This is a genomic window from Kaistella carnis, assembly GCF_003860585.1.
Lineage (GTDB): Bacteria > Bacteroidota > Bacteroidia > Flavobacteriales > Weeksellaceae > Kaistella > Kaistella carnis.
On record NZ_CP034159.1, the window covers coordinates 1622134 to 1648746 of the forward strand.

At 36.5% G+C, this 26613-nt stretch carries 23 protein-coding genes, 1 tRNA gene and 1 riboswitch; of the genes, 15 read left to right on the forward strand and 9 right to left on the reverse strand.

Annotated features, from left to right (window positions below):
- The first annotated feature begins 88 nt into the window (after window positions 1-88).
- The 7 genes from nosZ to EIB73_RS07455 all read left to right on the forward strand — a co-directional run bounded on the left by nosZ (window position 89) and on the right by EIB73_RS07455 (window position 6824).
- Complete coding sequence (gene nosZ, locus EIB73_RS07425) at window positions 89-2083, forward strand: Sec-dependent nitrous-oxide reductase (protein ID WP_125024042.1); 1995 nt, start codon at window positions 89-91, stop codon at window positions 2081-2083.
- A 149-nt stretch (window positions 2084-2232) separates the two neighbouring features.
- Window positions 2233-2820 carry a hypothetical protein gene (locus EIB73_RS07430; RefSeq protein WP_125024044.1) on the forward strand — a complete coding sequence of 196 codons (588 nt, stop codon included), beginning with the start codon at window positions 2233-2235 and terminating at the stop codon, window positions 2818-2820.
- A gap of 46 nt (window positions 2821-2866) precedes the next feature.
- On the forward strand, window positions 2867-3280 hold the full coding sequence (locus tag EIB73_RS07435) for a nitrous oxide reductase accessory protein NosL (protein WP_125024046.1): 414 nt from the start codon (window positions 2867-2869) through the stop codon (window positions 3278-3280).
- 43 nt (window positions 3281-3323) lie between these two features.
- Entirely contained in the window at window positions 3324-4568 is a 1245-nt protein-coding gene (locus tag EIB73_RS07440) for a nitrous oxide reductase family maturation protein NosD (RefSeq protein ID WP_185144611.1), read from the forward strand.
- A 51-nt stretch (window positions 4569-4619) separates the two neighbouring features.
- Entirely contained in the window at window positions 4620-5351 is a 732-nt protein-coding gene (locus EIB73_RS07445; RefSeq protein WP_317132658.1) for an ABC transporter ATP-binding protein, read from the forward strand.
- Entirely contained in the window at window positions 5348-6115 is a 768-nt protein-coding gene (locus tag EIB73_RS07450) for an ABC transporter permease subunit (RefSeq protein ID WP_125024048.1), read from the forward strand. The genes EIB73_RS07445 and EIB73_RS07450 overlap by 4 nt, the downstream gene beginning before the upstream one ends.
- 154 nt (window positions 6116-6269) lie before the next feature.
- Window positions 6270-6824, forward strand: a complete 555-nt coding sequence (locus tag EIB73_RS07455) for a fasciclin domain-containing protein (RefSeq protein ID WP_125024050.1) — start codon at window positions 6270-6272, stop codon at window positions 6822-6824.
- A 66-nt stretch (window positions 6825-6890) separates the two neighbouring features.
- Here EIB73_RS07455 and EIB73_RS15105 read toward each other — a convergent pair whose 3' ends face one another.
- Entirely contained in the window at window positions 6891-8105 is a 1215-nt protein-coding gene (locus EIB73_RS15105) for a hypothetical protein (protein WP_185144612.1), read from the reverse strand.
- A gap of 50 nt (window positions 8106-8155) precedes the next feature.
- A complete protein-coding gene (locus EIB73_RS07465; protein WP_125024052.1) occupies window positions 8156-8758 on the reverse strand; it encodes a Crp/Fnr family transcriptional regulator in 603 nt (200 codons plus the stop codon).
- 143 nt (window positions 8759-8901) lie between these two features.
- Between EIB73_RS07465 and ppk1 the strand changes: the two genes are divergently transcribed.
- The 4 genes from ppk1 (at window position 8902) to EIB73_RS07485 (ending at window position 15331) form a co-directional block, all read left to right on the forward strand.
- Complete coding sequence (gene ppk1, locus EIB73_RS07470) at window positions 8902-10968, forward strand: polyphosphate kinase 1 (RefSeq protein WP_125024054.1); 2067 nt, start codon at window positions 8902-8904, stop codon at window positions 10966-10968.
- Window positions 10969-11163: 195 nt separating this feature from the next.
- A riboswitch (cobalamin riboswitch) is annotated at window positions 11164-11344 on the forward strand.
- A 28-nt stretch (window positions 11345-11372) separates the two neighbouring features.
- Window positions 11373-13199: a TonB-dependent receptor plug domain-containing protein gene (locus tag EIB73_RS07475; protein ID WP_125024056.1), complete on the forward strand. Its 1827-nt coding sequence runs from the start codon at window positions 11373-11375 to the stop codon at window positions 13197-13199.
- Between the two features lie 11 nt (window positions 13200-13210).
- Entirely contained in the window at window positions 13211-14251 is a 1041-nt protein-coding gene (locus EIB73_RS07480) for a DUF5074 domain-containing protein (protein WP_125024058.1), read from the forward strand.
- Window positions 14252-14368: 117 nt separating this feature from the next.
- The gene (locus EIB73_RS07485) at window positions 14369-15331 is read left to right on the forward strand and encodes a T9SS type A sorting domain-containing protein (RefSeq protein ID WP_125024060.1); all 963 of its coding nucleotides are present in this window, start codon (window positions 14369-14371) and stop codon (window positions 15329-15331) included.
- A 68-nt stretch (window positions 15332-15399) separates the two neighbouring features.
- On the opposite strand, the gene EIB73_RS07490 is transcribed toward EIB73_RS07485, so the two are convergent.
- Both EIB73_RS07490 and EIB73_RS07495 read right to left on the reverse strand, forming a co-directional pair.
- Window positions 15400-16830 carry a CCA tRNA nucleotidyltransferase gene (locus tag EIB73_RS07490; protein WP_125024061.1) on the reverse strand — a complete coding sequence of 477 codons (1431 nt, stop codon included), beginning with the start codon at window positions 16828-16830 and terminating at the stop codon, window positions 15400-15402.
- A gap of 128 nt (window positions 16831-16958) precedes the next feature.
- Entirely contained in the window at window positions 16959-17207 is a 249-nt protein-coding gene (locus tag EIB73_RS07495; RefSeq protein WP_125024063.1) for a hypothetical protein, read from the reverse strand.
- Window positions 17208-17421: 214 nt separating this feature from the next.
- Here EIB73_RS07495 and EIB73_RS07500 point away from each other — a divergent pair, with 214 nt between their 5' ends.
- Genes EIB73_RS07500 through EIB73_RS07515 form a run of 4 tightly spaced genes read left to right on the forward strand, consistent with a single transcriptional unit; the run spans window position 17422 to window position 21201 of the window.
- A complete protein-coding gene (locus EIB73_RS07500) occupies window positions 17422-17880 on the forward strand; it encodes a GtrA family protein (protein ID WP_125024065.1) in 459 nt (152 codons plus the stop codon).
- 45 nt (window positions 17881-17925) lie between these two features.
- Window positions 17926-18651 carry a lysophospholipid acyltransferase family protein gene (locus EIB73_RS07505; RefSeq protein WP_125024067.1) on the forward strand — a complete coding sequence of 242 codons (726 nt, stop codon included), beginning with the start codon at window positions 17926-17928 and terminating at the stop codon, window positions 18649-18651.
- A gap of 41 nt (window positions 18652-18692) precedes the next feature.
- Entirely contained in the window at window positions 18693-20141 is a 1449-nt protein-coding gene (locus EIB73_RS07510) for an MFS transporter (protein ID WP_125024070.1), read from the forward strand.
- Window positions 20125-21201, forward strand: coding sequence for a DUF3810 domain-containing protein (locus EIB73_RS07515; protein WP_125024071.1), 1077 nt, complete (start codon window positions 20125-20127; stop codon window positions 21199-21201). The genes EIB73_RS07510 and EIB73_RS07515 overlap by 17 nt, the downstream gene beginning before the upstream one ends.
- A gap of 428 nt (window positions 21202-21629) precedes the next feature.
- On the opposite strand, the gene EIB73_RS07520 is transcribed toward EIB73_RS07515, so the two are convergent.
- From EIB73_RS07520 to clpX, 5 genes are all read right to left on the reverse strand, one after another.
- Window positions 21630-21703: transfer RNA gene (locus EIB73_RS07520), tRNA-Met, on the reverse strand.
- A 46-nt stretch (window positions 21704-21749) separates the two neighbouring features.
- Window positions 21750-23033, reverse strand: a complete 1284-nt coding sequence (locus EIB73_RS07525) for a peroxiredoxin family protein (protein ID WP_125024072.1) — start codon at window positions 23031-23033, stop codon at window positions 21750-21752.
- Between the two features lie 58 nt (window positions 23034-23091).
- A complete protein-coding gene (locus EIB73_RS07530; RefSeq protein ID WP_125024074.1) occupies window positions 23092-23316 on the reverse strand; it encodes a signal peptidase in 225 nt (74 codons plus the stop codon).
- A 10-nt stretch (window positions 23317-23326) separates the two neighbouring features.
- Complete coding sequence (locus EIB73_RS07535) at window positions 23327-25309, reverse strand: T9SS type A sorting domain-containing protein (RefSeq protein ID WP_125024076.1); 1983 nt, start codon at window positions 25307-25309, stop codon at window positions 23327-23329.
- Window positions 25310-25408: 99 nt separating this feature from the next.
- Complete coding sequence (gene clpX / locus EIB73_RS07540; RefSeq protein ID WP_125024078.1) at window positions 25409-26590, reverse strand: ATP-dependent Clp protease ATP-binding subunit ClpX; 1182 nt, start codon at window positions 26588-26590, stop codon at window positions 25409-25411.
- Window positions 26591-26613: the final 23 nt, after the last annotated feature.

The window sequence follows — 26613 nt, forward strand, 5'->3', positions numbered from 1 at the left end:
CTACCCGATGAATGGTAGATGCAGTTAACAATCTGCCATTCATCTTTTCTTGTTCCTTTCTATTCCGAAAAGAATTAATCAATTATATATGAAAACTTACCAAAAAATTGGACTTGCGGCTCTTGCTGCGGTCAGTATGGTCGCATGTAAACCCAAAGGCACTAAAAACGTCGTTTCGGGTGATGCAGCCGAGAAAGTGTATGTAGCTCCAGGAAAACATGATGAAGTTTACAACTTTGTCAGTGGAGGTTTTAATGGCCAAATTAGTGTGGTGGGATTGCCAAGTGGACGAACTTTAAAAATCGTTCCGGTCTTCTCTGTACACCCGGAAAACGGCTACGGCTTCAGTGAAGAAACAAAGCCGATGCTTGAAACTTCTCACGGTTTTGTACCTTGGGATGACCAGCATCACCTTGCGCTGTCGCAGACAAAAGGTGAAATTGACGGTCGATATTTATTTGCAAATGCGAACAATACCCCTCGTGTTGCCAAAATTGACCTCACAACCTTTAGAACCACAGAAATCCTCGAGATCCCAAACTCTGCAGGAAATCACTCCTCCCCTTTCCTTACAGAAAACACAGAGTATGTAGTTGCTGGAACACGTTTCGCAGTGCCTGCTGATGGCCAGGGAGACGTACCGATCGAATCATTTAAAGAAAACTTTAAAGGATATCTTTCTTTCATAGGAATTGGTAAAGAAGATGGAAAAATGGATATCACTTTCCAAATTGAGGCGCCAGGTTTTAACTTTGACTTGTCACACGCAGGTAAAGGTAAATCACACGGTTGGTTCTTCTTCTCTTGCTATAACTCTGAGCAAGCCAACACGCTGCTGGAAGTAAATGCTTCTCAAAATGAGAAAGACTTCATCATGGCAGTGAACTGGAAAAAAGCAGAAGAATATCTGAAAGCTGGGAAAGCTAAAAAAATGGCCGTAGAATATGCTCACAATACCTTTGATGAGTCTACCCAAATGGCGAAATCAGAAATTTTAAAAGAGGTTTCTGTACTATCTGCTAAAGAATTAAAAGACATCTGTTATTTAATTCCATGTCCAAAATCTCCGCATGGTTGTGATATTGATCCAACAGGAGAATATATTATCGGTTCTGGAAAATTGGCCGCTTTGATTCCTGTTTTCAGTTTTGATAAATTGATGCAAGCTATTGAAAAGAAAGATTTCTCTGGTGAATTTGATGGAATTCCTATTCTAAAATATGAATCAGTTTTACACGGTGAAGTTCAAAAACCAGGTTTAGGACCACTCCACACTGAGTTTGACGGAAAAGGAAATGCATATACTTCCATGTTCGTTTCTTCTGAGATCGTGAAATGGGACATCAAAACTTGTAAAGTTCTAGACAGACAGCCAACTTTCTATTCTACAGGTCACCTGATGGTTGTAGGAGGAGATACTGCAAAACCTTACGGAAAATATCTTGTTGCTTACAACAAAATCACAAAAGACAGATATCTGCCAACAGGTCCAGAATTGGCACAATCTGCTCAGCTCTTTGACATTAGTGGTGATAAAATGAAACTGCTTCTTGATTTCCCAACCATTGGTGAGCCGCATTACGCACAGGCAGGTCCGGCAGAATTGTTTACTAAAAACCAGGTGAAATTCTATAAACTGGAAGATAACAAACACCCATACGTAACCAAAGGTGAAGCCGAAAGTAAAGTGGTTAGAGAAGGAAATAAAGTTCATGTTTATATGACTTCTATCCGTTCTCACTTTGCTCCAGATAACATCGAAGGTGTAAAAGTAGGTGACGAAGTTTATTTCCACGTAACTAACCTAGAACAAGACTGGGATGTTCCTCATGGATTCGCAATCAAAGGTGCACAAAATGCCGAACTCCTGATCATGCCGGGTGAAACCAGTACGCTGAAATGGGTTCCATTGAAAGCAGGAATGTATCCGATGTATTGTACAGATTTCTGTTCTGCTTTACACCAAGAGATGCAGGGATATGTAAGGGTATCACCAGCAGGCAGCAACACTCCACTTATTTATTCATTGAATAATAAAAAGGACAACGCTCAAAGCCCAGTAAAACAAGGTGAAACGAAGTAAATTATTTTAATTAAAGGGCAGTTTTCACTGCCCTTTTTCTTTTTATGATTGATATCATTTTGTAACAAACATTACAAAAGAAAACCAGCAAAGTCATTAACTTTACTAGACCAAATATTAAAGAAATAAGCACCTTAAAAAAAATCAAAATGAAAACAAACGCAATACAAAAATGGAGCAAAGTACTTCTAATCCTTTTGGGCATCGGATTAATCGTCTCGATTTTTGTTCCCATCTGGTCCATCTTTCTGAATGCTCCGCAATATCCGGAAGGTCTTGCCATGTACATTCACTCCAATAAAGTATCTGGAGAATACTCGATTATTAATGGCTTGAACCATTATATCGGAATGAAAGAAATACACGCCGATGAATTTTGGGAATTTACAATATTGCCTTACGCACTGGGAATTTTCGCGATTTTGTGTTTCCTCGCCGCGTTCCTTAACAGCAGAAAAATTCTTTATACCTTAACAGGTGTTTATCTACTCTTCGGTGTAGGATTCGTATTCGATTTCTGGAGATGGCTTTACGACTACGGTCACAACCTTAACCCTCAAGCAGCGATTATCGTACCCGGAATGTCTTATCAACCGCCGTTACTTGGTTACAAGCAGTTGCTTAATTTTGAAGTATGGTCTTATCCAAATATTGGTGGTGGCATTATGATAGGAGCCGGTGTAATTTTGTTTATCTTAGCGATTATGGAATTTAAATTGGCTAAAAAATCAGTTTGATCATTTACCTTTATTCCAAAAAAAGAAGTTCAATAAAATTAAAATTATGAAATTATTTAAAAACGTTTTAGTTGCCGGAAGTGTAATGACTTTAATGGCTTGTGCAGAAAAAGGCCCACAGGAAATCGCAGTCGGGAAAGATCAGTGTGACAACTGTAAAATGACCATTTCTGATCAAAAATATGCCACCGAACTTTTAACGGAAAAAGGCAGAATATATAAATTTGATGACATCAGCTGTCTGAAGGACTATGAATCGTCCAACCCCGAAAACGCAAAGAATGCTAAAACGTACGTTGTTGATTTTCCTACGGGTGAATTTATCGAAACAAATACGGCCACTTTAATTAAAGGCGGCGAGATCAAAAGTCCAATGGGCGGAAATACCCAGGCTTTTAAAGATAAAGCCACCGCAGAAAAATCAGCGGCAACACTTGGAGCAACTTTAACCACCCTATAAATCTACAAACGCGTAATCCATAGCGATGACCGTAGGTATGAATATGAAAAACAAAATATTTTACTTCCTCGCTTTACTCCTTCCGATTTTTTGCTTTTCAGCTACGATAAAAGTCGGTAAAAGCGGAGATTTTAAAACAATTAAAGAAGCAATCGCCGCAGCAAAAAGCGGCGATACTATTTTCGTTGAAAAAGGCATTTACCGGGAAGGTACGATCGATATTGAAAAACCGATAAGCCTTATCGGGATCGACCGACCAATTTTAGACGGAAATTTAAACGGAGAGATCATCACCTTTCGAGCCGACCGCATTACATTAAAAGGTTTTAAACTCATCAACAGTGGACGCGAAGAAATTCGCAGTGTAGCGGCAGTTCACATTTACACGAGCACCGATTCGGTCATCGAAAACAATATTTTCGAAAATAATTATTTCGCCATTTATGTGCAGCGTGGAAACCGTATCCTTATTAATCGTAATAAAATCACCACGAACCGCGGGAATTCTCAGGAAAATTCCGGCGATGGTATTCACATTTTGGGCAGCCGTGAAATCTGGATAAAAAACAATTTCATCAGCGGTCACAAAGATGGCATTTACTTAGAAAAAAATGCAAAATGTTACGTATATCACAACCTGTCCCGAAATAATTTACGCTACGGGCTTCACTTTATGTTCTCAAATGACAGCGTGTACACCTCCAATGTTTTTGATAATAATGGAGCCGGTGTGGCCGTAATGTATGCGATGAATGTAAGTATGTTTAACAATAAATTCATTAATAACTGGGGCGACAGCGTGTACGGACTTTTATTAAAGGAAATTTCTTACAGTAAAATTAAAGGCAACACTTTTCAAAACAATACGACCGGAGTTTTTGCCGACGGCGCCACCAAAATCGATTTCTACACGAATCAATTCGAAGATAATGGGTGGGCCATAAAAATAAATGCCAATTGTATGGAAAACCGCGTAATGAGAAATAATTTCATTAATAATACTTTCGACATCAGCACAAGCGGTTCTACCGTCATGAATGATTTCCGTTTTAATTACTGGGATAAATATGAAGGCTATGATCTGGATAAAGACAAAATAGGCGATGTGCCCTTTCATCCGTTGAGTTTATATTCCGTTTTAGTGGAGCAAAATCCTTCGGTGATGTTGCTTTTCAGAAGTTTTCTGGTCGATATGCTGGACCGTACAGAAAAAATAATTCCAAGCCTTACGCCCGAAAGTTTTGTAGACGATCAACCTTTAATGAAACCTCTGCAAACGCCAAATTAAGGCGACCAATTTTAAAGTAAAAAAATATTTTCAAATAAAGAAAAGCTGATAATGAAGGCAGCTCATGATATGATTGAAATTAAGAATTTAAGCAAAAAATTTAATAAGTTCACGGCGCTGAATAAGGTGAATTTATCTTTTAACAACGGCCATTCTATCGCACTGATTGGTCCAAACGGATGCGGAAAAACCACCATGATCAAATGCATTCTTGGTTTAAATGTAGTAGAAGACGGCGATGTTTTGGTGGATGGGAAAAGCGTAAAAGAAGATTATCGCTATCGTGAAATCATCGGTTACATGCCCCAAATTGGCCGATATCCGGAAAATATGACCATTGAGGAAACCATTAAAATGATCAAGGACACCCGGAAAATTAAAGATGTTACTCTTGATACCGAACTTTTGGAAGCTTTCGAACTGGAAAAGATATATGACAAAAAAATGCGCACCCTTTCCGGCGGAACGACGCAAAAAGTAAGTGCAGTGCTTGCATTTCTTTTTAATCCGAAAATCATCATTCTGGATGAACCCACGGCGGGACTCGATCCATTGGCAACCGAGATCCTAAAAAATAAGATCATCAAAGAAAAAAACAAAGGAAAATTAATTCTGATCACCTCTCATTTACTAAGCGAACTGGATGACATCATCACAGAGATCGTTTTTATGAATGAAGGTCAAGTGGTGGTACACCAGTCGGTAGAAGATCTGAAAAAAGAAACACAAACCGAGAAAATCTCTGACGGAATTATTTCTATCTTAAAAAGCATGAAAAAATGAACAAGATTGCACGCTTCATCCTATTTGATATTTTAAAAAACAAAATCGTTATTATGTATACGATTTTACTTTTCATTATTTCCTGGTCAGTTTTAGGCTTGGATAATAATGAAACCAAAGCCACCTTAAGTTTACTCAACGTCGTACTGCTCGTTGTGCCTTTGGTGAGTATTATTTTTTCTACGATCTATGTCTATAATAGCAGCCAGTTTATCGAACTGCTCCTGAGCCAGCCTGTTCCGCGGGGGAAAGTTTGGTTTAATTTATTTCTAGGACTTTCCACGGCTTTGATTCTTGCTTTTCTTCTCGGATGTGGAATTCCCATTCTACTCTACTCTTCCATTGAGACCGGTCTTTCGGTTTTGATTACAGGAATTTTTCTGTCGATCATTTTTACATCATTGGCGATGTTGGCGGCCATCTTCAGCCGGGACCGTGCGAAAGGAATTGGGATTTCTATTTTTATCTGGATGTTTTTTGCTATTATTTACGACGGAATTTTATTACTCCTTATGTTTCAGTTTGCCGATTATCCTATTGAAGGAATTATGGCGACTTTGGCAGCAATTAATCCCATCGGACTTTCGCGAATTTTCGTACTTCTTCAATTAGATGTTGCAGCGATGTTAGGTCAGGCGGGCGCAATTTTCAAACAGGTATTTGGTGCCGGTGGCGGAATGGTTATTTCGCTTCTCATTCTTACGATCTGGACTTTCGTACCCTTCTTATGGTCGCTCATTTTATTCAACAAAAAGAACCTTTAATGATTAAAATATGACTTAAAAACAGCTGATAAAACTCAGCTATTTAATGACTTATCATGTGAATAGAATCATATAAAACAGAGATTTTTATTGTTAATTTTATAGTGAAATTAAAAGACAAAGAATTTAAAACTAACAAATAAAAATAGAAACTATGAAAAAATCAATCATGATCCTTGCAGTGGTTGCCCTTGCTTTGTCATCTTGCAACAAGACTGAAGGAACAGCGACAGTTACTGAAACTGCCACCGCAGAAACCACTCCAGGAGGACAGGAAACCGTAAAAGATGATGACAGTGCACCGGATATTGTAAAATTGGCGGTAAGCAATCCGGATCTTTCAACTTTAGTAAAAGCGGTACAGGCAGCAGGTTTAGCCACATCACTAAGCAACGCAGGTCCTTTCACCGTTTTCGCTCCTACCAATGAAGCATTTTCAAAATTGCCTGCGGGAGTTTTAGATGACTTAATGAAGCCTGAAAATGCAGATAAATTGAATGATATTCTGAGCCATCACACCTATGTGGGCGTTATAAAAACAGATCAGTTGACAGACGGACAAAACTTAGGAATGGTCGATGGAAAACCCATCAGCATCAAAATGGTTGATGGAAAGCCCGTGGTGAACGGCACTATTAATATTTTGGCTTCCGTGCCCGCTTCCAACGGAATTGTGCACGTTGTAGATTCTGTAATTTTACCGGATTAAAAAGAAATTCCCTAAATTAAGTTTATTGTCTTGTTGCACTTCCTGAAATTTCGGGAAGTGCTTTTTTTATAGCGATTTCTTCTTTAAACTGAAGAAAATGAGGAGCAGGGAAAACATCATCAGTAAAGACACCGCGAGCAGTATTTCCGCGGAAAAAGGCACCGCAACATATTTGATTGAAAGCACGCCCATGATACCCAAAACCGCTTCATTTAAAAATATTCCGAGAAGTAATAATTTTAGGCCGGTGATTACGGGTTTGGTCATTTTGAAAACATTGGTCGCTAAAATCTGATTCAGCAGAAACACAGAAACACACATTAACAAAATTAAGTGCAGATAGGCGATGACCACGTTTCTGAAACCAAATGCAAACTGGCTCAACACCGGAATATTGGAACCCAGTTGTAACATAATTTTTGCAAAAAACGCAAAACCGACATACATTAAAACAAAACGTTGCAAAGCTGAAAAACTCAAGACGACTTTGGTCCAGTTCTGTTTCACAACCATGTATAATTTCACTGCTCCAATGGTTTGCGCGATGGTTGCCAAAACAATAGCAATGAAAATCCAAAGCGGTAGTTTCATCCAAAGTACAGAAAGGCCATAGCCTATTAGTGTTCCAAAAAACAGAAGCCAGAATATGAGTTTGGTGTCTTTTTCAGATATTTCTGCGCCGATATTTCGGAGCGACAAAAGCAAAAATCCAATACAGCTAAAGATGAAAAATCCGTTGTACTGAAAATGTAAATAGTAATAAGTAGACGCCAAATATAAGGTTTGAGTTACGTTATCGGACATCATCATATAACTCAACATGAATACGCCGGCAGAGGAAATGACAGCAAAAAACAACCCTCCCAGGAACCAGGATTTTATCAGATTCCGCTTGCCCTTCAGATCCCGAAGTAAGAAAAAGAAGAAAACGAAACTCGTCAACAGTGCTGCGGTAGACCCCGCAATTGAAAGCCAGTAATATCCCTTATAAATAAAACTTGGAATCATGATATAGGCCGAAACCGCATTGACAATTAATAAAACATTGTATTTCTTCAGTTGTTCTTCTGATAATATCCCTTGTAAATACCGAATAATGAGAACATAAATAATTTGGGTAATCCACCCATAAAAGGCGAAATGCGAATGCGCCTCCTGTACATGTTTCTGATCGACCATGGGCAGAGAAAATGCAATTTTGTAACGCATCAAAACGCCTAAAACAGAAACCATAAAAAAATTCAGAACTGAAAAACGGAGCCAAAAAATAATATTCTTCATCTTACAAAATTAAGTCGAAAAATCTGATTAATATTATGATTTAGGTCACTTTAGAAGATAATTTTGCCGTTGACAATTTTTAACTTGTCTTCCTTTTCCATTTTTTTTATCGTACGAATGACTGTTTCGATTCGAAGGCCCGTCATTTGAGAAATTTCTTTACGTGTGAGTTTGATCAGCACCGATTCGTCCACACAACCATTTTCCCGTTTGTAGTTTTCTAACTGTTGCAGAATTCGGTCTTCGGGATTAAATAAAACAATCTGCTTTAAAAGCTGACTTTTCTTCAGGGATTTTTTGGCGACGGAAAGCGTAAACTGAAAGAGTTTTTCGGGATGTAATATTAAATAATCAATAAGACATTGGCGCTTAAATTTTATAATATCAACTTTCGCAGAACTTACCTCAACGTTCCCTGGAAAAGGCTCGTTCAGCAAAACGGCAGGTTCCGCAAAAAACTGACCGCTTTTAACTTTATGCTGAAGTAGTTCTTTTCCTTTTTCTGTAAAATTAGAAACCGACAACTCTCCTTCTTTTAGATAATGAAAATATTGGGAGCACTCACCCTCATTTAAAATAATATCACCTTTGTAATATTTTTTAAAATCCGCGTTCGTACTTTCGAGTAGGTCGTCATCCAATAAAAATTTCATCTGGTAGAGTTGTAGTTTTTCAAATATAAGAAATTTTTTAAAGGATTGCGAAAATTATATGGGGAGACCGAAGAATATGTTAAATTTGGATTCCTTCTAAATTAAACTATAATCTCTATTTTTGACCAACCAATAAAGATAAAATGTCCAATCACTTTAATCCCCGAGATATCACCTGGCTCGCATTTAATGAGCGTGTTTTACAGGAAGCCATGGATCAAAAAGTTCCTCTGCATTTAAGAATTCGCTTTCTGGGAATTTTTTCCAATAATCTGGATGAGTTTTTCCGGGTGCGTGTCGCCGGTTTAAAAAGGGCCATGGATTTTAAAGATAAATTTATCACGGAATCTTTTTATCAACCTCCGACGAAAATTCTGCAGAAAATAAACGAAATCGTGATCAAGCAGCAGCAAAATTTCGATAAAACCTGGAAGAAGATTCAAGTTGAAATGGCCGATCAAAAAGTCTTCATTAAAACCGCAAAAAATCTTACTAAAGAACAAGAGAAATTTGTGGTGGCATATTTTGATGAAATTGTAGAGAGCAATGTAATTCCTATTTTGCTTCATGATAATTCTGCAATGCCCTACTTACGCGACAAATCTTTATATCTGGGGATTGCGATGCGGAAGAAAGAATTTCAATATGAAAGTAAGTTTGCCATTATCGAAATTCCTTCCAGGATTTTAGGGCGATTTGTTTTGCTCCCTACGGAAGGTCCTGAAAAAAATGTTATTTTACTGGAAGATGTGATCAAATTCAATCTTCCCCACATTTTCTCTTATTTTGGTTATGAAGAATTTGAGGCCCACTGTTTCAAAGTAACGAAAGATGCAGAATTCGATCTGGATAACGACATAAAAACAACGCTGGCCCAAAAAATTGAAAAAGGAGTTAAATCGCGTAGAAAAGGCAAACCAACCCGCTTTGTTTTTGATAAAGAGATGGATAAAGCCTTGCTTGAATTCCTGATTCGTAAATTAAATCTAAGCAAAAAAGACAGCATAATCCCAGGTGGAAAAATTCATAATTTCCGCCATTTTATGGAATTTCCCGAAGTTTTCGAAAAGTATAAAAAACCGGAAGAAAGAACATCTTTTGATCATCCCGATCTTGTTGGCAAACGAATTACCGATGTGATTCAAAAAACTGATATTTTACTTTCTTTCCCTTATCATAACTATACGCCGGTCATCGATTTGTTGCGGGAATCAGCCATGGACCCGGAAGTGAAATCGATTCAAATTACGGCGTACCGATTGGCGAGCAATTCCAAAATAATTAATGCCTTGATCAATGCAGTGAGAAATGGCAAAGAGGTCACCGTGATGCTAGAACTGCGCGCGCGTTTCGATGAAGAGAACAATCTAAAATGGAAAGAAATTCTGGAACAGGAAGGTGTAAAAGTTCTGGTTGGAATTCCTGATAAAAAAGTTCATGCGAAGTTGTGTGTCATTAAAAAAAGAGCGCACAATAAAACCATCCAATACGGTTTTGTAAGTACCGGAAACTTTAATGAAAAAACCGCCAAAATTTACGGAGATCATCTTCTGTTGACTTCCGACCGCGTAATTATGGCAGATATCAATAAAGTATTTACGGTACTTCGGAAACCCAAACATGATGTAGTTTCGGAACTTAAATCTTGTAAAAAACTTGTGCTCTGCCCTGAACTGATGCGCGAAAAAATCATAGCACAAATGGATAAAGAAATCGAAGAAGCAAAAGCCGGCCGAAAAACGTTGATCATCATAAAAGTTAATTCTTTAAGTGATCGCGATTTGATTCAGAAATTATATGACGCAGCTAGAGCCGGTGTTGTAATAAAAATGATTGTCCGCGGAATTTATTGTGCGATCAATCAGAAGGATTTTAAAGAAAAAATAGAGGCCATCAGTATTGTTGATGAATATCTGGAACATTCCAGAATCATGTACTTTTATAACAAAGGGCATGAAGATATTTACATTTCTTCTGCTGACTGGATGACGCGGAATATGGACTACCGAATAGAGGCCGCCGCAAAAATAACTCAGAAAAATCTGAAGAAAGAGATCAAAGACCAGCTTGACATTCAGCTGAGTGACAACGTAAAAGCGCGTATCCTGGATAAAAAAATGCGCAACGAATATGTGAGTTCAGGCAAAATACCCATTCGTTCGCAGATCGAAATTTATCATTATCTTAAAAATAAATCTGTCCTGGATTAAACTTTAGCCTGATTTTTCTTAACCTCGAATAAGACAAAAGTTTTTTTTGATCTAAATAAGCCAAAAATTTTGCAGAAGCGAAATTCAAGAAAGATTTTCCATTTTTTTTGAACTTTTGAGATGTTTATTTTTTGATTTGTATTATGTTCTTTTGCGGTTTAAGAAGTAAAGATTTTTATTTTTAGATTGTTATTAAACGAAATTACTATCTTTGCACTGCTTTTAGAAAAGGGAATTGTGTGCAAATCACAAACTGTCCCCGCAACTGTAAATCACTATTTATTAATAAAAAATTTTTGCAAACAAACCACTGATTAATTTCGGGAAGGTGCAAAAATGTGAAAGTCAGGAGACCTTGCTGAAAGTTTTAACATAAAAAATAACTTTCGGAGGAAAGGTTGAAAATGAATCTAAAACACCACTTTTCGTCGGTTTTATTATGCTGTATTTCTATGAGTTTCGCTCAGGAAGTTGCCATTGATACCGTTTATATCTTCGACAGTCAGTTGAAGAATTCTAAAAAATTCCAGAAAATTTCTACTTTAAACGAAGAAGATCTGCTAAAAAATACGGCAAATATTTCCGATGTTTTACGGTTTCAATCGTCGGTGTACATCAAAGAAAATGGTCGTGGTGCCGTTTCTTCGCCTTCTTTTCGCGGAACCACTGCGCAACAGACTGCGTTCATCTGGAACGGAATTAATGTGAATTCCATTTTTTTAGGACAGGGTGATATTAACAATCTCAATCTTTTGGGTTATGACCAACTCGAAGTGAAATCCGGCGGCGGAAGCGTAATCTATGGAAGTGGCGCAATTGGGGGAAGTATTCACATGAACAATGAATTGGCTTTTAATAAAGGTTTTAACACCACTTTATTTTCAGAATTCGGCTCTTTTAACACCTTTAATTCTTTCTTAAAAAGCTCCTACAGCGACGAAAAATTATCCGTAAAAGTGTCTGGAAATTTTGTAAAAAGTGACAATGATTATGATGTTCCGGAAAAGAACTACACCAATTTGAACGGCGAATACGACAACCGTAATTTCAATTTGGGAGCCGCTTACAGGATCAATTCGAAAAATACCATTTCCTGGCAAACTCAAATCTATAACGGTGTTCAACACTACCCTATTTTCTCGGAGTCGGTGACGAAAACGAAATATATCGCCGATACTTTCCGAAGTCTGGTCAATTGGAATTTTCATACAGAAAAAGTGCAGAATATTTTTCGGTTGGCCTATCTGGAAGATGAATTTCAATATTTCAGCAATATCAACAAAGCAAAGAGCAGCGGTGGAAGTGCGAAAATTTATTTGGCGAAAAATGATTTCAATTATATTCTTAATGAAAAACTGGCATTTAATTTCATAGGCGAATATCAACTGAACAAAGGCCAAGGTTTTCAGTCCGGAATTACAAATGTGGAAAGAAATGCAGGTTCTATCGCAGGTTTAGTGAGATGGAATCCTTCGCAAAAAGTTAATTTTGAAGCCGGACTCAAGAAAGATTTTGTAGAAGCAATTGAAACTCCGGTTCTATATTCGTTTTCAGGAAAAGTCAATGTAAATAATTGGTATTCCCTTATTTTTAATGCTTCAAAAAATTTCAGATTTCCCTCATTTAATGATCTCTACTGGCAACCGGGCGGAAATTTGGATCTGAAATCAGAAACCTCGCTGCAGGCCGATCTGGGAAATCGTTTTCAGTACAAAAATTTTAAATTGAATGTAACGCCATTTTACATCAACATCGAAAACATGATTCGTTGGTTGCCGAATTCTGGCGGGATCTGGTCGCCAAGCAACATTAATAATGTAGAAAGTTACGGATTGGAATCTCAACTTGATTTTGTAAAAGATTTCGGAAAAAATAATGCAAAATTCTCTCTTGGATACATTTATACAAATTCAAAAAATGTAGAAACCAATCGGTTTTTATCATACGTTCCTAAAAATAAGATCTTCGGAAATGCTTCTTATCGTTATGATTTCATCGAAATTTATGCGCAGGGAATGTTCAATGGTTTAACGTTTACCAGCGAAGATGAAAAATTGGGTTCCGCCCTGAAAAGTTATTTTGTAATGAATGCAGGACTCCATATAAAAATCTTAAAACACTATCAAATTGGTTTCAAAGCGAATAATTTATTTGATCAAATCTATGAAACTACAGCCTACTTTCCTTTGCCAAAAAGGAATTATGCAGCTAATCTCTTAATCAACTTTTAAAAATAAATAGTATGAAATTTCCTAAAATTCTTTCGTCGGTTCTTGCACTTACTCTGCTGTTCAACATTTCCTGTAGAACTGAATCTGATGAACCAATTGAACTTCCAAAAGGTGCATATGAAAACGGAATATTCGTTCTTAATGAAGGGAATTTCGGAACTCCAAGTGCATCAGTTACTTTTCTTTCCAACGATTTAGCAACCATTGAACAGGATGTTTACAAAAAAAATAACGGTACCGATCTGGGTGATGTATTACAAACCCTAACTTACAATGGCGATAATGCTTATCTGGTTTTAAATAATTCAAATAAAATCACAGTTGTCAATCGGTATACCTTCAAAAAAACAGGTGAAATCACGGCTCAAATCAATCAGCCGCGTTATATTACAATTGCCAATAATTTCATTTACGTAACGAACGATGAATATTTAGGTCCAAAATCTGTGACTATTTACAAATTATCTGATCTTTCTTTTGTTAAAAAAATCGCATTCACAGATACGGCAGAACGCATTGTTGAAGCAGGTGGAACTATTTTCGTACAAAATGCAACTTTTGGTTTCGGAAATACACTGACCAGAATAAATCCTGCTACAAATGAGGTGGCTCCGGTAGTAACTTTGCCAAACGGGAATATTAATAAGACCATTTCCAATAATTCAACCGTTTATACCATTGCTGCAGGAACTACAGATTCCTATATTTATCAAATCTCGGCGGCAGGAACGATTACAAAAACGACTACACTTACGGGAATTTCCAATGCGACAAATCTTGATATTGACGGTGGAAAATACTATTTTTCCTCTGGAAACAAAGTTTATTCGATGGATATGAGTGCTACTGTAACACCTACAACACCAATTGTAACTGCAACAGGAGGACAGTATTCTGCTCTTTACGGATTTAATGTGATCAACGGAAAAATCTATACTTCGGATGCAAATGGATTTACGGCAGACAGCAAAGTAACCGTTTATTCCACTACAGGAAGTGTGATCAAAACTTTTGAGGCCGGAAGAGCAACCAACGGTTTTTTCCAGAACTAAAAATTATTTCCTCCGCCTCAATAATTTTTGTTGAGGCGGATTTTTCTTAAACTTTTACACCTTAAAAAAGACCAAAAAGCACAGGTCTTAAAATTCTACATCTAAATTTAAAAAAAAATGACAAAAAATTATCATTTATTACTGACTTTACTACCATCGATTCTACTCGCTCAATTCGATCCACCTGCAGGCCAAGCCGGATCTAAAGCGATTTTTAAAAATGATCCACTTTTTAAAAGTTGGGCAACAGAAGCGTCAGTAGTTAGAGGACCGCAAGATATTGCTGCAAGTACAGTGGTTTTAGCTTCGGTGGGAACTGCAGTGAATGCTACCGGAATTGCCGATGGAAGCGGTATTGTAAGTTTGGGAGATGGTGGAACAGCGGTTTTAACTTTCGCTAAACCAATTACCAATGGTTCCGGAGCAGATTTCGCGGTCTTTGAGAACTCTTTTAATGATACTTTTTTGGAACTGGCTTTTGTGGAAGCGAGTTCAGATGGGATTAACTTTTTTAGATTCCCTGCAACAAGTCTTACATCTACAGCAACTCAGGTGGGAACTTTTGGCGCTGTAGATGCAACAAAAATCAATAATCTGGCAGGAAAATACAAAGCAAATTATGGAACCCCTTTCGACATTTCTGAACTTCCAGACCATTCGTTGCTGAATAAAGATAAGATCACCCATGTGAAAATTATTGATGTGGTGGGGACTATTAATCCGCAATATGGAACCTTAGACAGTGTTGGAAATATTGTCAATGATCCCTATCCGACAAATTTTGCTTCCGGAGGTTTTGATCTCGATGCAGTGGGTGTTATCAATGAATTCACGGAGGTTTTAGGAACCGCAAACTTATCAAAATCTGATTTCCAGATTTATCCAAATCCGACCAGTGATTTTGTTCAAATTAAATCAAGAGAAGAAATTAAAAAAATCAATGTTTATTCTATCACAGGACAAAAACTGATCGTTTCTGAAAATGAAAAAATTGACCTGAAAAATCTTCCTGCCGGAAATTATCTTTTAGAAATAATTACCGCTAAAGGAAAGATCACCCAGAAAATCATTAAAAAATAACTTATAATAAACGAAAAAACGCTTTGAAAAAGGCGTTTTTTTTGTTTCTATAAGGTAGGTACACACAATTATACTGAGTCTGCAATTTCCAGTCCGAGTAATTTTGCTTCTTTAATGACAAATTCCCGGGCTTGGTCTTTGTCATTTCCAATTTCACCTTCCAGAATGGCTTCTTTTACTTTCTCCTTTAAAATCCCGATTTCCCGTCCGGGTTTTAAATTAAAGAGTTCCATGATTTCTTCTCCAGAAATCGGCGGCTGAAAATTGCGAACCTGATCCTTTTCTTCTACTTCCTTAATTTTCAAAGCCACATATTCAAAATTCTTTTTGAACTTCGCTTGTTTTGAAGAATTCTTGGTGGTAATATCTGCCTTGTTTAAAATAAATAAATCTTCCAAATCTTCGCCCGCATCGAACAAAAGTCTTCGCAGTGCGGAATCAGAAGTCCCATCATCAATTAAGGCAATTGGTCTTGAAGACAATTTTACCAATTTCTGAACATATTTCATATCGGTTCCGAGGGGAAGCTTTAAACGATAAAAAAGATTTTTTACCATTTTCGAACCTAAGAATTCATGTCCGTGGAAAGTCCAGCCTGTTCCTTCTACAAATTTTTTGGTTGGTGCTTTTCCTATATCGTGGAGTAAGGCTGCCCAACGAAGCCAGAGATTATCGGTGTTTTCACAAATATTATCAACTACTTCTAAAGTATGCCAAAAATTGTCTTTATGGGTTTGTCCTTCTACTTCTTCAATTCCTTTCAAAGCCGTCAATTCCGGAATAACTAAATGTAAAATTCCCGTTTGTTCCATTAATTTTAAACCGACAGAAGGTTTTTCGGAAAGCATAATTTTATTGAATTCCACCATAATTCTTTCCATAGAAACGATTTTGATTCGCTCTACTTCTTTCTTGATGGCTTTCAGGGAATTTTCTTCAATCTTAAAATTTAAAGTTGACGCAAAACGAATCGCCCGCATCATTCGCAGAGGATCATCGGAATACGTCTGGCTCGGTTCTAATGGCGTGCGGAGAATTCTTTTTTTGATATCGTGAATTCCATCAAAGGGATCGATTAAATCGCCGAAATTTTCTTTATTTAAAGAAATCGCTAAAGCATTGATGGTAAAATCCCGACGTTTTTGGTCGTCTTCTAATGTTCCAATTTCTACGGACGGTTTTCGGGAATCTTCAGCATAACTTTCTTTTCTGGCTCCCACAAATTCTAAATCTAAACCATCAAATTTGAACATCGCTGTTCCATAATTTTTGAAAACAGAAACTTTCAGTGTCGGATTAATTTCTTTTGAAACGGCTTTTGCCAAATCGATTCCATTGCCTTCCGTTACAAAATCAATATCGGTTGGCGCTTTTCTCTTCATCAATAAATCCCGAACGTAACCTCCAACAATAAAAACCGTTTGATTATTTTTCTCAGCAACTTCTGAAATAAGTTTAAAGAGTTTTAGATTTTTATTTTGGGCAAGATTGATGTTCATAACTATTCTTCGACAATTTCTGCAAAGATAAAGTTTCTCACGCAATGATTGGGGAAGAACGGGTCAAAAACACTCCTCAAAGGGCACAAAAAAAAAACATATTGAATATGAGTTTTTTGTAAGCATAGTTAATCGACTTGTGGAGCACCCAACAACCAGTCATCAATTTCCTCCTCCAAATATTCTGTCTGTAATTTAATAGCTTCTAAAAAGTCATCCGGAATTGTGGAAGTATCTGTATTTTCTAAATCCCATAATTCATTGCTCATCAATTCATATTCTGAGTACACCCGTTTGAACCGGGGACTGCTTTTCTCTAACTTTTCAATTTTATCCTGCTGAGGTTTGAATTTTCTGTAAGGTCGATTAATACTCATTTTTATTGTGTTATTAGTTTTTTAACGGATAATATAAATCTGTTCCGGTTTTTAAGATGAAATTTCACTACAATATCTTCTAAAGTATGAAAAATAATATCTCTTACTTGCTCTGTTTCAAAAATTAAATTTAGACAATTAATTCACACAAAAAAATATTTTAACAAGTTTTTCTGATTGTTTAACATATAATTTTAAATTTGCATGTATAGAGATGAAGGAATTTATATTTAAACAAAAACAGATCTTATTATTCGTAATCGCCGGTGCACTAAGCGCCGTAGTCGAAATTGGATCTTTTAAAATGCTCAGCGTTTATTTGCCGACCATTTTGTCGCAGGAAAACAACTTTCACGGGATTCATTTCCCACTAAGCAACATATTATCAACAAGTTGTGGAATAATCACCAATTACTTTCTGAGTATTTGGTTTGTTTTTGAGCGTGGCAAACACTCTAAGCGTCGAGAGTTTGTTTACTTTATGGTCGTCTCCTTTTTCTCTACAATTTTGAGTTTAAGCTTTTTCCAAATATTTTTCAGATTTGTATTTAAAGAACATTTTGATGTGGGCTTCTTTGTTTTCAGTCAAGAAATGCTAAGTAAAATTGCCGCGATTCTGGTGGTGTCAATTCTTAACTATTCCGTTAAGAAAAAAATTATTTTTAATGGATAATTTCTTCAGGATATTATTCGTGATCTTTAAAAAGTAAAAAATCAAATGAAAAAAGTTTTAAATTATATCTGGCGCGGTTGGATGATTCTATTGGGAGCTGTTTTAACCATTGTTTTTGGAATACCGGTTCTTTTATTTTCAATCAGAAAAAATCATTATCCGATCGCCTATCAATTTATACGCTTTTGGTGTTTTGGAATGTTTTATGGCATGGGCTTTCGCTATGAGCTTAAAAAACTCACCGAAAAAAAGATCGATAAATCACAGCAATACGTGTTCATTTCAAATCATACTTCTATAATGGATGTGATGTTGCCTTGTATCTTAATGCCGCATCACCCGCTGTGTTATGTCGGTAAAAAGGAATTGGTTAAAATCCCTATTTTCGGCATTATTTATAAAAGGATCTGCGTCATGGTGGACCGCAGTTCGGCAAAGAGTCGGGCTGATGTTTACCGCAGATGTGCAGAAAGAATGGAAGAAGGCCAGAGTATCGTTATCTTTCCGGAAGGAGGCGTGCCTGATGATACGTCCGTTATTTTAGACGATTTTAAAGATGGTGCTTTTACTTTGGCTTGTAAACACCATTCACCGCTCGTTATCTACACATTTGTTGGTTTAAAAGAGATGTTTCCTTTTGATGCCTCGAAAGGTTATCCTGGGAAAGTAAAAGTTTATTTCATCGATATCATGGAGCCCGACTGCAAGGTCGATATCCTGAAAATGGAGGCGCGCGAAAAAATTAAAAATGTTTTGCAAAATCCGGTGTGAGCAAATTAAATAGTTATATTTGTTTCTATAATAAATTAACTATGTCAACAAATTATTCTAAGCAAACCAATTGGGGACAGTTCGTACCATTGGTTACTGTTTTTTTCTTTTGGGGTTTCGTTGCAGCAAGTAACGATATTTTGATCCCCGTATTTAAAAAAGCCTTTAATTTAACCCAAGGACAGAGTCAGCTGGTTTCGGTTGCATTTTATGTTGCCTACACGGTTGGTTCTTTAATTTATATGTTTATTTCGAAAGCGATAAAACAGGATGTTGTCAATAGAATTGGGTATAAGAACGGACTTATAGTAGGACTTTTAATATCGGCTTCTGGAACTCTTTTATTTTATCCGGCGGCTAATATGGGATCATTTCCTTTAATGATTTCCGGTCTTTTTATTTTAGGTCTGGGTTTTTCATTACAGCAAATTGTAGCAAATCCATTGGCTATTGAAGTTGGGCCTACCGAAACAGGATCTCAACGACTCACCATGGCGGGCGGAATTAATAATCTGGGAACTACCATTGGTCCGTTGATCGTCGCGTTTGCCATCTTTGGTTCTGCAACTGCGTCAAACACGGAAGCCAGTATAGAATCTGTGAAAATCCCTTATATGGTTTTAGGAGGCGCTTTTATATTAGTTGCTATTTTATTAAAATTCTCCTCACTGCCACAAATTACCCCAACAATTGCAGAAGATACACAAGATTTTGTAACAGGAGAACACCGCGATTCTGCGCTGAAATATCCGCAGTTGGTTTTAGGAATGATTGCTATTTTTGTTTACGTTGGTGTTGAAGTATCTACCGCAAGTAATTTGCCGGCTTATATGGAAAATTCTCTCGGTTTTTCAACCAAAGATATCGCTCCGTATGTTTCATTATATTGGGCGTCACTAATGATCGGTCGATGGACAGGCGCCGTAGAAGCATTCGATATCACGGCAGGTGCAAAAAAAATCTTAAGATTTATAGCTCCTTATTTGGCATTCGGCGTTTTTCTTCTGGTAAATGCAATTGCACAACACGATTTATCGCACTTCTACATCTATGGACTTGTAATTTTGGTAATGATCGCCTGTGATATTGCAAGTAAAGGAAATCCGGCCAGAATGTTACTTATCTTCTCCGTCATGGGAATTTTAGCTTTAGTTATCGGAATGATGACCACAGGAATGCTCTCCGTTTACGCCTTTACCAGTGTAGGGTTATTCTGTTCTACGCTTTGGCCATGTATCTTTGCACTCGCCATTAATGGTTTAGGAAAACATACCAATCAAGGTTCCGGTTTTTTAATTATGATGATTATGGGAGGCGGTATCGTTTCCTGGCTTCAAGGGATGCTTGCTGATTACACCAATATTCATATCAGTTACATCGTGGGTGTGATCTGTTTCGCATATCTTGCATTTTATGCAGTTACTGTGACCAAAATCTTGAAAAATCAGGGAATTAGTTTAGATCAAATTAAAAATGAAGGCGGAAATTAAAAGATATCCGATTTACAGAAAAAAAAGATTTTGGGCGGGTATATTACTTGCCCAATTTCTTTTATTCTACGTGGCTTCTAGAATCGATTTTGCTATTGCATTTTTTGAAATGTTTTTTGAACTTCAAAAGAAGTGGCATCAACAATTATTTGCCTCGTTTCCTTTCTCTGTGGGAGATGTATTTTATATTTTAGTGATTAGTTTTCTAATTTACCTGGTCATTCAATCGATAAAAAAGAAGGAAAGAAATCGGCAATGGATTAAAAGTTTAATGTTATTAAACATATTATATTTAACCTATCAGGTATTTTGGGGAATGCTCTATTTTCAGAAGCCTTTGAGGGATCAACTTCCTGAAAAAGAAATTGAAATATCTCAAATGAAAACTCTAACGTTAAAATATCTCAACAGCTGCAAAGAAAGCAGACTTTTAGTGAGGGAAGACGTGAACGGAGTTTTCGACATTAATAATCTCGATGCAATAAAGAAAGAGATCTTACAAAAACAAAATAAACTACCCAGTTTCCTCAATGCTAAAAGAAGTCCGGAAATTAACTGCATGAAGCCAAGCCTTTTTAAAGGAATAATGAGTTACACCGGTATTTTGGGTTATTACAATCCATTCACTGCAGAAGCGCAATACAACGCAGATCTGCCGGCTACCTACATTCCCTTTACCTTATCTCATGAAAGTGCACATCAGCTCGGTTATGCACGGGAGCAGGAAGCAAACTTTATTGGCTATTTGGTAGGTAAAGATTCCAAAAATGCAGATCTTAAATACAGCACGCAGTATTTTGTCTTAAAATCCCTGCTGAGCAGTTTATCAGAAACCGACGCCGATTTTGTAAAAGATGTTTTATTAAACTTTTCTGCCGGAATGCAGAGAGACCGAAAGGCCGAAAAAGATTTTGTGAAAAAACACGAAGGTCTGCTGGAAGTGTTCTTTGGGTACACCAACGATCTTTTTTTGAAAAGCAATCAACAGGAAGGAAGCATCACGTATTCCTACTTTATTGATTTGCTGTTGAGATACGAATCAACACCTCATTTAAAATAAAAAAAGAATCGAATCTTACGATACGATTCTAAAAACACAAATGATGAAAAAAAATTTATTGCTTCAGCAATGACGAATGCCATTATTAAAGCGTTGTAAAAGTAAGCTTAAATTTTTAGATAGCAAACTTTTTATTCTAAATATTTGTTAAAATTATAGGTCTCCCCACAGATTTACGACTTTATCTATAAAACCTGCTAACCTTTACAATTTTTTTAATATTTGACATTAAATTAATATTATTTATTAAATTTTTACTGTGTGAATTTTCCTTAGAAAAAAATTCTCAGTATGGAATAGGCTCATAATCAAATGTTAAGACTTTTTCAATTCCCCAAAAAGTGAATGAACATCGAATATTTTATAGAACATGAGGAAAACCTTAAAATTTAAGCATAAAAAAACCCAACATGATGTCGGGTTTTTTGTAGCGAAGACGGGAATTGAACCCGTGACCTCAGGGTTATGAATCCTGCGCTCTAACCAACTGAGCTACCTCGCCGCTAAAGTGGTGCAAATATAAAAATATTTTGTGAGGTAGCAAAAGATTAATTTAATTTTAAGTAAGAAATTACATCTGCTGCATGATCAGGCTTTGCAATAATTTTATTGTTGCTGTCTAAAACAAAGTATGTGGGAGTAGCACGCACGTTATATGTTTCTGAAAATGAACTGTACCACCCTTTCAATTCAGTATCATTGATCCACGGTAACATCTTGACTTTGTTGTCATAAGCAGCTTTGTCACTGTCTAAAGAGAAAGCAATAACCTCTCCTTTCATTGCTTTAATGGAACTGTATTTCTCTATGATTTTCGGCAAATCGGTTTCACAATGTGAACAGGTTGAAGCCCAGAAAATAATAATTTTTTTATCTGCTTTTACGTCATAAATTGATTTTGCCGTGGTATTTGTGGCTTTATTAAATACATAATTTGGAAAAACAGCACCAATTTCGGTATTCAAGTTGGTCGCAATCGTTTTAGACAAGCGGTCATTAATCGTGCATTTCAAGCTTTTGGCTTCTGCCAGATATTTATCTTTTAATTCCTGCATTCCGTACGTATCAAAAATTTCAATCAATTCAGAAAGTATTGTTTGTCCGCGGGGAGTTTCTACATTCACAGCTGCCAATAACTTATCCACATCAGCTGACAAACTCGTACTTGGACCAACATTAAGATAAGATACCAAAACAGGTCTTAGAAGTGATGAGGTCTCCAGCATGTCCGTCGATTTATTTAAAAAATCGATGATTTCTGTGTGAGTAATCGCAGGTTTGTCGGCACTCTTTTCGAGAAATTTACTATAATTGGAATTGTAGAATTTAATAAAAGGGAATTTGCTAATATCCCCAATCGGTTTTGAAAGCCGCGAAATTTCGGTATCCAGAGCGCCGCCAAATCCAGCGGTTCCTTTATAATATTCTTTAATTTGATAAAGTGCGGGTAAAATGACCTCTTTCTTCTGCTGAATATCCTGAATCTGATTCATTGTAAAATTGGCCTCATCAAGATAATCAATGTTTACGATCTTATTTTTATCTGTATCAAATTTTAACTGAACATCTTTGTTTTCTGAGATAAAATTAATTGAGGCATTCACTTCCGGAAAATACAGCTTCAACATTCCAGTATAAGGCTTGGCTACATCAAACTGCCATGAATTGCCTTTCTTCATTTCTTTGCTGTTTAAAACATCCTTGGAGCCGTTCAGGGTGTACAGATAAACTTCTTTAGGGGTGAAAGACGCAGGAGCATCGATTTTAATCTTAAACTGTGCATGATAGGAATTGACTAACAATACCGTTGCAAAAAGGGCTATTTTTTTCATAATGTAAATATAAAAAAACTCACCGAGTTTCGATGAGTTTTGTATTATTAAAAATTTTTTATACTATGCTTTTGCGTGTTTTATGATGATAATAAACCATAAATCCCACCGCGACAATTACCAATAAGTAAAGATACATATCGATTGGAGAGGCGGGCGCACCGGGTGTTCCAGTATCACCACCATCACCTGGTGGCGCAGGTAAAGGTGGCGGATTTTCTGCAAACATTGCCGAATAGGATACAAAAAATAAGAATAAAATTACTTTATTGAAGATTTTCATAATTTAAGTTTTATTTGATAATTTTGCTTTGAACCGTTACCCCTTTTTCAGAAACAACCTTTACAAAATAAACATTTTTGACATTTTGAACAAGATCTATTTCATAATTCGATGTAGTGTTAATACCTTTTGAAGAAATTACTAATTTTCCACTCATATCATACACTTGAACATCAGCTTTTTTCCAATTAGGATCGAATATTACAACATACTTACCGATGTAAGGATCATAGCTAATCATAGTTCTAGATGGAACAGTAGATTGATCACTTCCTAAAACTCCAGACGGAAGACCATAGTACACATCATAATCTTGGTTTGAACTTCCAGCAGAAGGTAAAACCATATTTTGACTTAAAGATTGAACATTTCCATCTGGTCCTTTAAAATAAAATCCTTCATTTGTTGAAAGCAAATGTTGACCATCTGAAACCAAAGATCCGTTTTCTTTTAGCTGAACTTTGAAAGAAACAATATCATTGCTATACTTTACCATCTTGATATTCTTACCCTTGAAATCATTTTCATTAGCTTCGTTGATATAAAGCCAATAGGAGTTGGTGTAATTATTATCATAACCTCCACTAACTGGATTTTCCTCATAGGATCCCAACAAGCTTGTGGAACCTGCTGCAGCTTGACCTTTTACGTTGACTGAGTTACCCGAAATACCTTCAGGATAGACCACATAATACATTCTTGCCACTTCTCCTCCACTACTATTCAATCCAATTATTGCTAATTCTTTCACGGTTCCATTGGCTTGACCACGATTTGCCGTTACTGTATAAGGCGTTGAAGTATCTCTCGAATAATAATTAAATCGTCTAAGCTTCGAAAGATCGAGTGTAGGAGTTTGAGAGTTATCTAACAATTTGATAACGAACGTACCCATAGGTCTCACTAGAAGATAATCCGTATCACCAGTCCAAACTCCATTTGAATTTGTAACATACTTAAATCCTACTATACTTCCGCCAACTCCTGGTTGATATTGTACATTCGTTGGTTCAAGTCTAATTCCATTAATGTTTGGAATGTAATTTACATCTGTTAACACGTTTAAATTACGTAAATCAAGATTAGTAAGATAAGGATTAGTGAAAAAATACATGTTTTTTCCATAATCCGTTCCATCCCAAATTTTGTTTCTTGTTCGCGCGAAATTATCACCAAGATACGTGTTATATCTTTCATTATATTGGTTGATAGCAGTTCCATTAGTTCCATAAACGATACCTGCACCTGCTCCCGATAATGTTCTTGAATTATTGGTAAGGTCAGAAACCGGAACACCGCGTACTGTTCTAGTGACCGATGCCACATCTAGATTCTTTCCACCTAAGATATAATAAGAGAAAGGAGCTCGTGTATTAGTTCCCAAAACCTCTGAAATACTAGATAAATTATCAAAAACAATTTTATCGTTGTTCCAAACGAGGATTTCATTTTGTAACCATCTAGTAGTATTAAAAGTTTTGCCAAGTTCAGCACTTAAAGTTGACGCTGTTTTTCCGAAAAAAGGAACAGAGAACTCCTGATAACCACCATGATTTGGGGATCTAAATTCTTGATTTACAATTCCCTTGATGTTATCTTGCGAAATCCCTTGAATATAAAGCTGTCCATAGGTATAAGCTGGAGTTGCTGTTGAACTATTCGTGTTCCAAGTTGCATAAGCAGTTGGTTCATTGAGTTTATTTACAATAGTACCTCCAACCGTGGAACCTTCAACTTTATCACTTGTTCCGTTAAGAGTTCTAAGTACATCCTTCGCAGGATCATTAGCGACAATCATAATATTGCCGTGGTTTTCTAAAATCCCGGTGTCTTTCACCTGTAAACCTCCGCCATTGTATACCAACGCTCCTTTTCCTACGTAAAAAGTAGCATTGTCATCAATATGGCTAAGAACTTTTGGATCCGTGGTCATTTGTGCATTAACTGCAAAGAAAGCAGTTAATAGACCCACAGTTAATAAATTTCTTTTCATCGATATTGTGTGTTTATGTGTTTCTGAAATTGAACATATCTATTCAAGCACAAATATATTTATTTTTTTTAATTAATCACACTTCCTAATCAAAAATAATTAGAAATTAAGTTGATCTTTACTAATAATAACTTCTTTTTGTTCTGCGATGTTGAACATATAATCTTCCAAAACCTTTTCTGTTGTTCCGCGCAGACCTCTGGCTCCTAAACCTTTTTCGATAGTCTCTTCGACAATACGTTCTAAACCGTCCGTAGTGAATTCAAGCTCCACTCCATCCATTTTAAATAATTCCACAAACTGATTAACAATAGAGTTTTTAGGCTCGGTCATAATCCTGATCATGGTTTCTTTTGTTAATTTCTCCAAATAGGTAATGATAGGAAAACGCCCTAAAAGCTCAGGAATTAAACCAAATTTACGCAAATCAATGGCATTAAGCTGACTCAAGATGTAATCATCCTCTTCAATTTTATTTAATTTTTCTGCGCTGAAGCCAATCGCTTGTTTATTCAGCCTTCTTTCAATGATTTCCTTTATACCGTCAAAGGCACCACCAGCAATAAAAAGAATATTTTGGGTATTCACCTGAATGTATTTCTGATCCGGATGTTTTCTCCCTCCCTGTGGTGGAACATTTACAATACTTCCTTCTAATAATTTTAATAGACCCTGCTGCACTCCCTCACCAGAAACATCTCGGGTGATACTTGGGTTATCTGATTTACGGGCAATTTTATCAATCTCATCAATGAATACAATTCCTTTTTCTGCTTTTTCAACATCATAGTCAGCTACCATCAAAAGTCTGGAAAGAATACTCTCCACATCTTCCCCTACATAACCTGCTTCTGTCAAAATAGTGGCATCAACGATACAAAAGGGAACATTAAGCTCTTTCGCAATTGTTTTTGCCAAAAGCGTTTTACCCGTACCCGTCTCACCAATCATGATTACATTTGACTTCTCAATTTCTACCTCCCGATTTTCATCCTTTGCGTGCAGTAATCTTTTGTAATGATTATAAACCGCAACACAAAGTTGTTTTTTAGCCTGATCCTGTCCTATGACATAATTATCCAGAAATTCTTTGATCTCCTTTGGCTTCTTTAAATCCTCAATGGTTGTTGCTGCAGAAGTACTACTCTTGGAACTAGTTTCTTTTACAATGCCATGCGCCTGCTCGATACATTCTTCACAAATAAAACCGTTATTCCCGGAAATTAACATTTGAACCTGATCTCGCTTTCTGCCGCAAAAAGAACATTGGTTTGAATCCATATAATATAGTTAGTTTAAAAAAA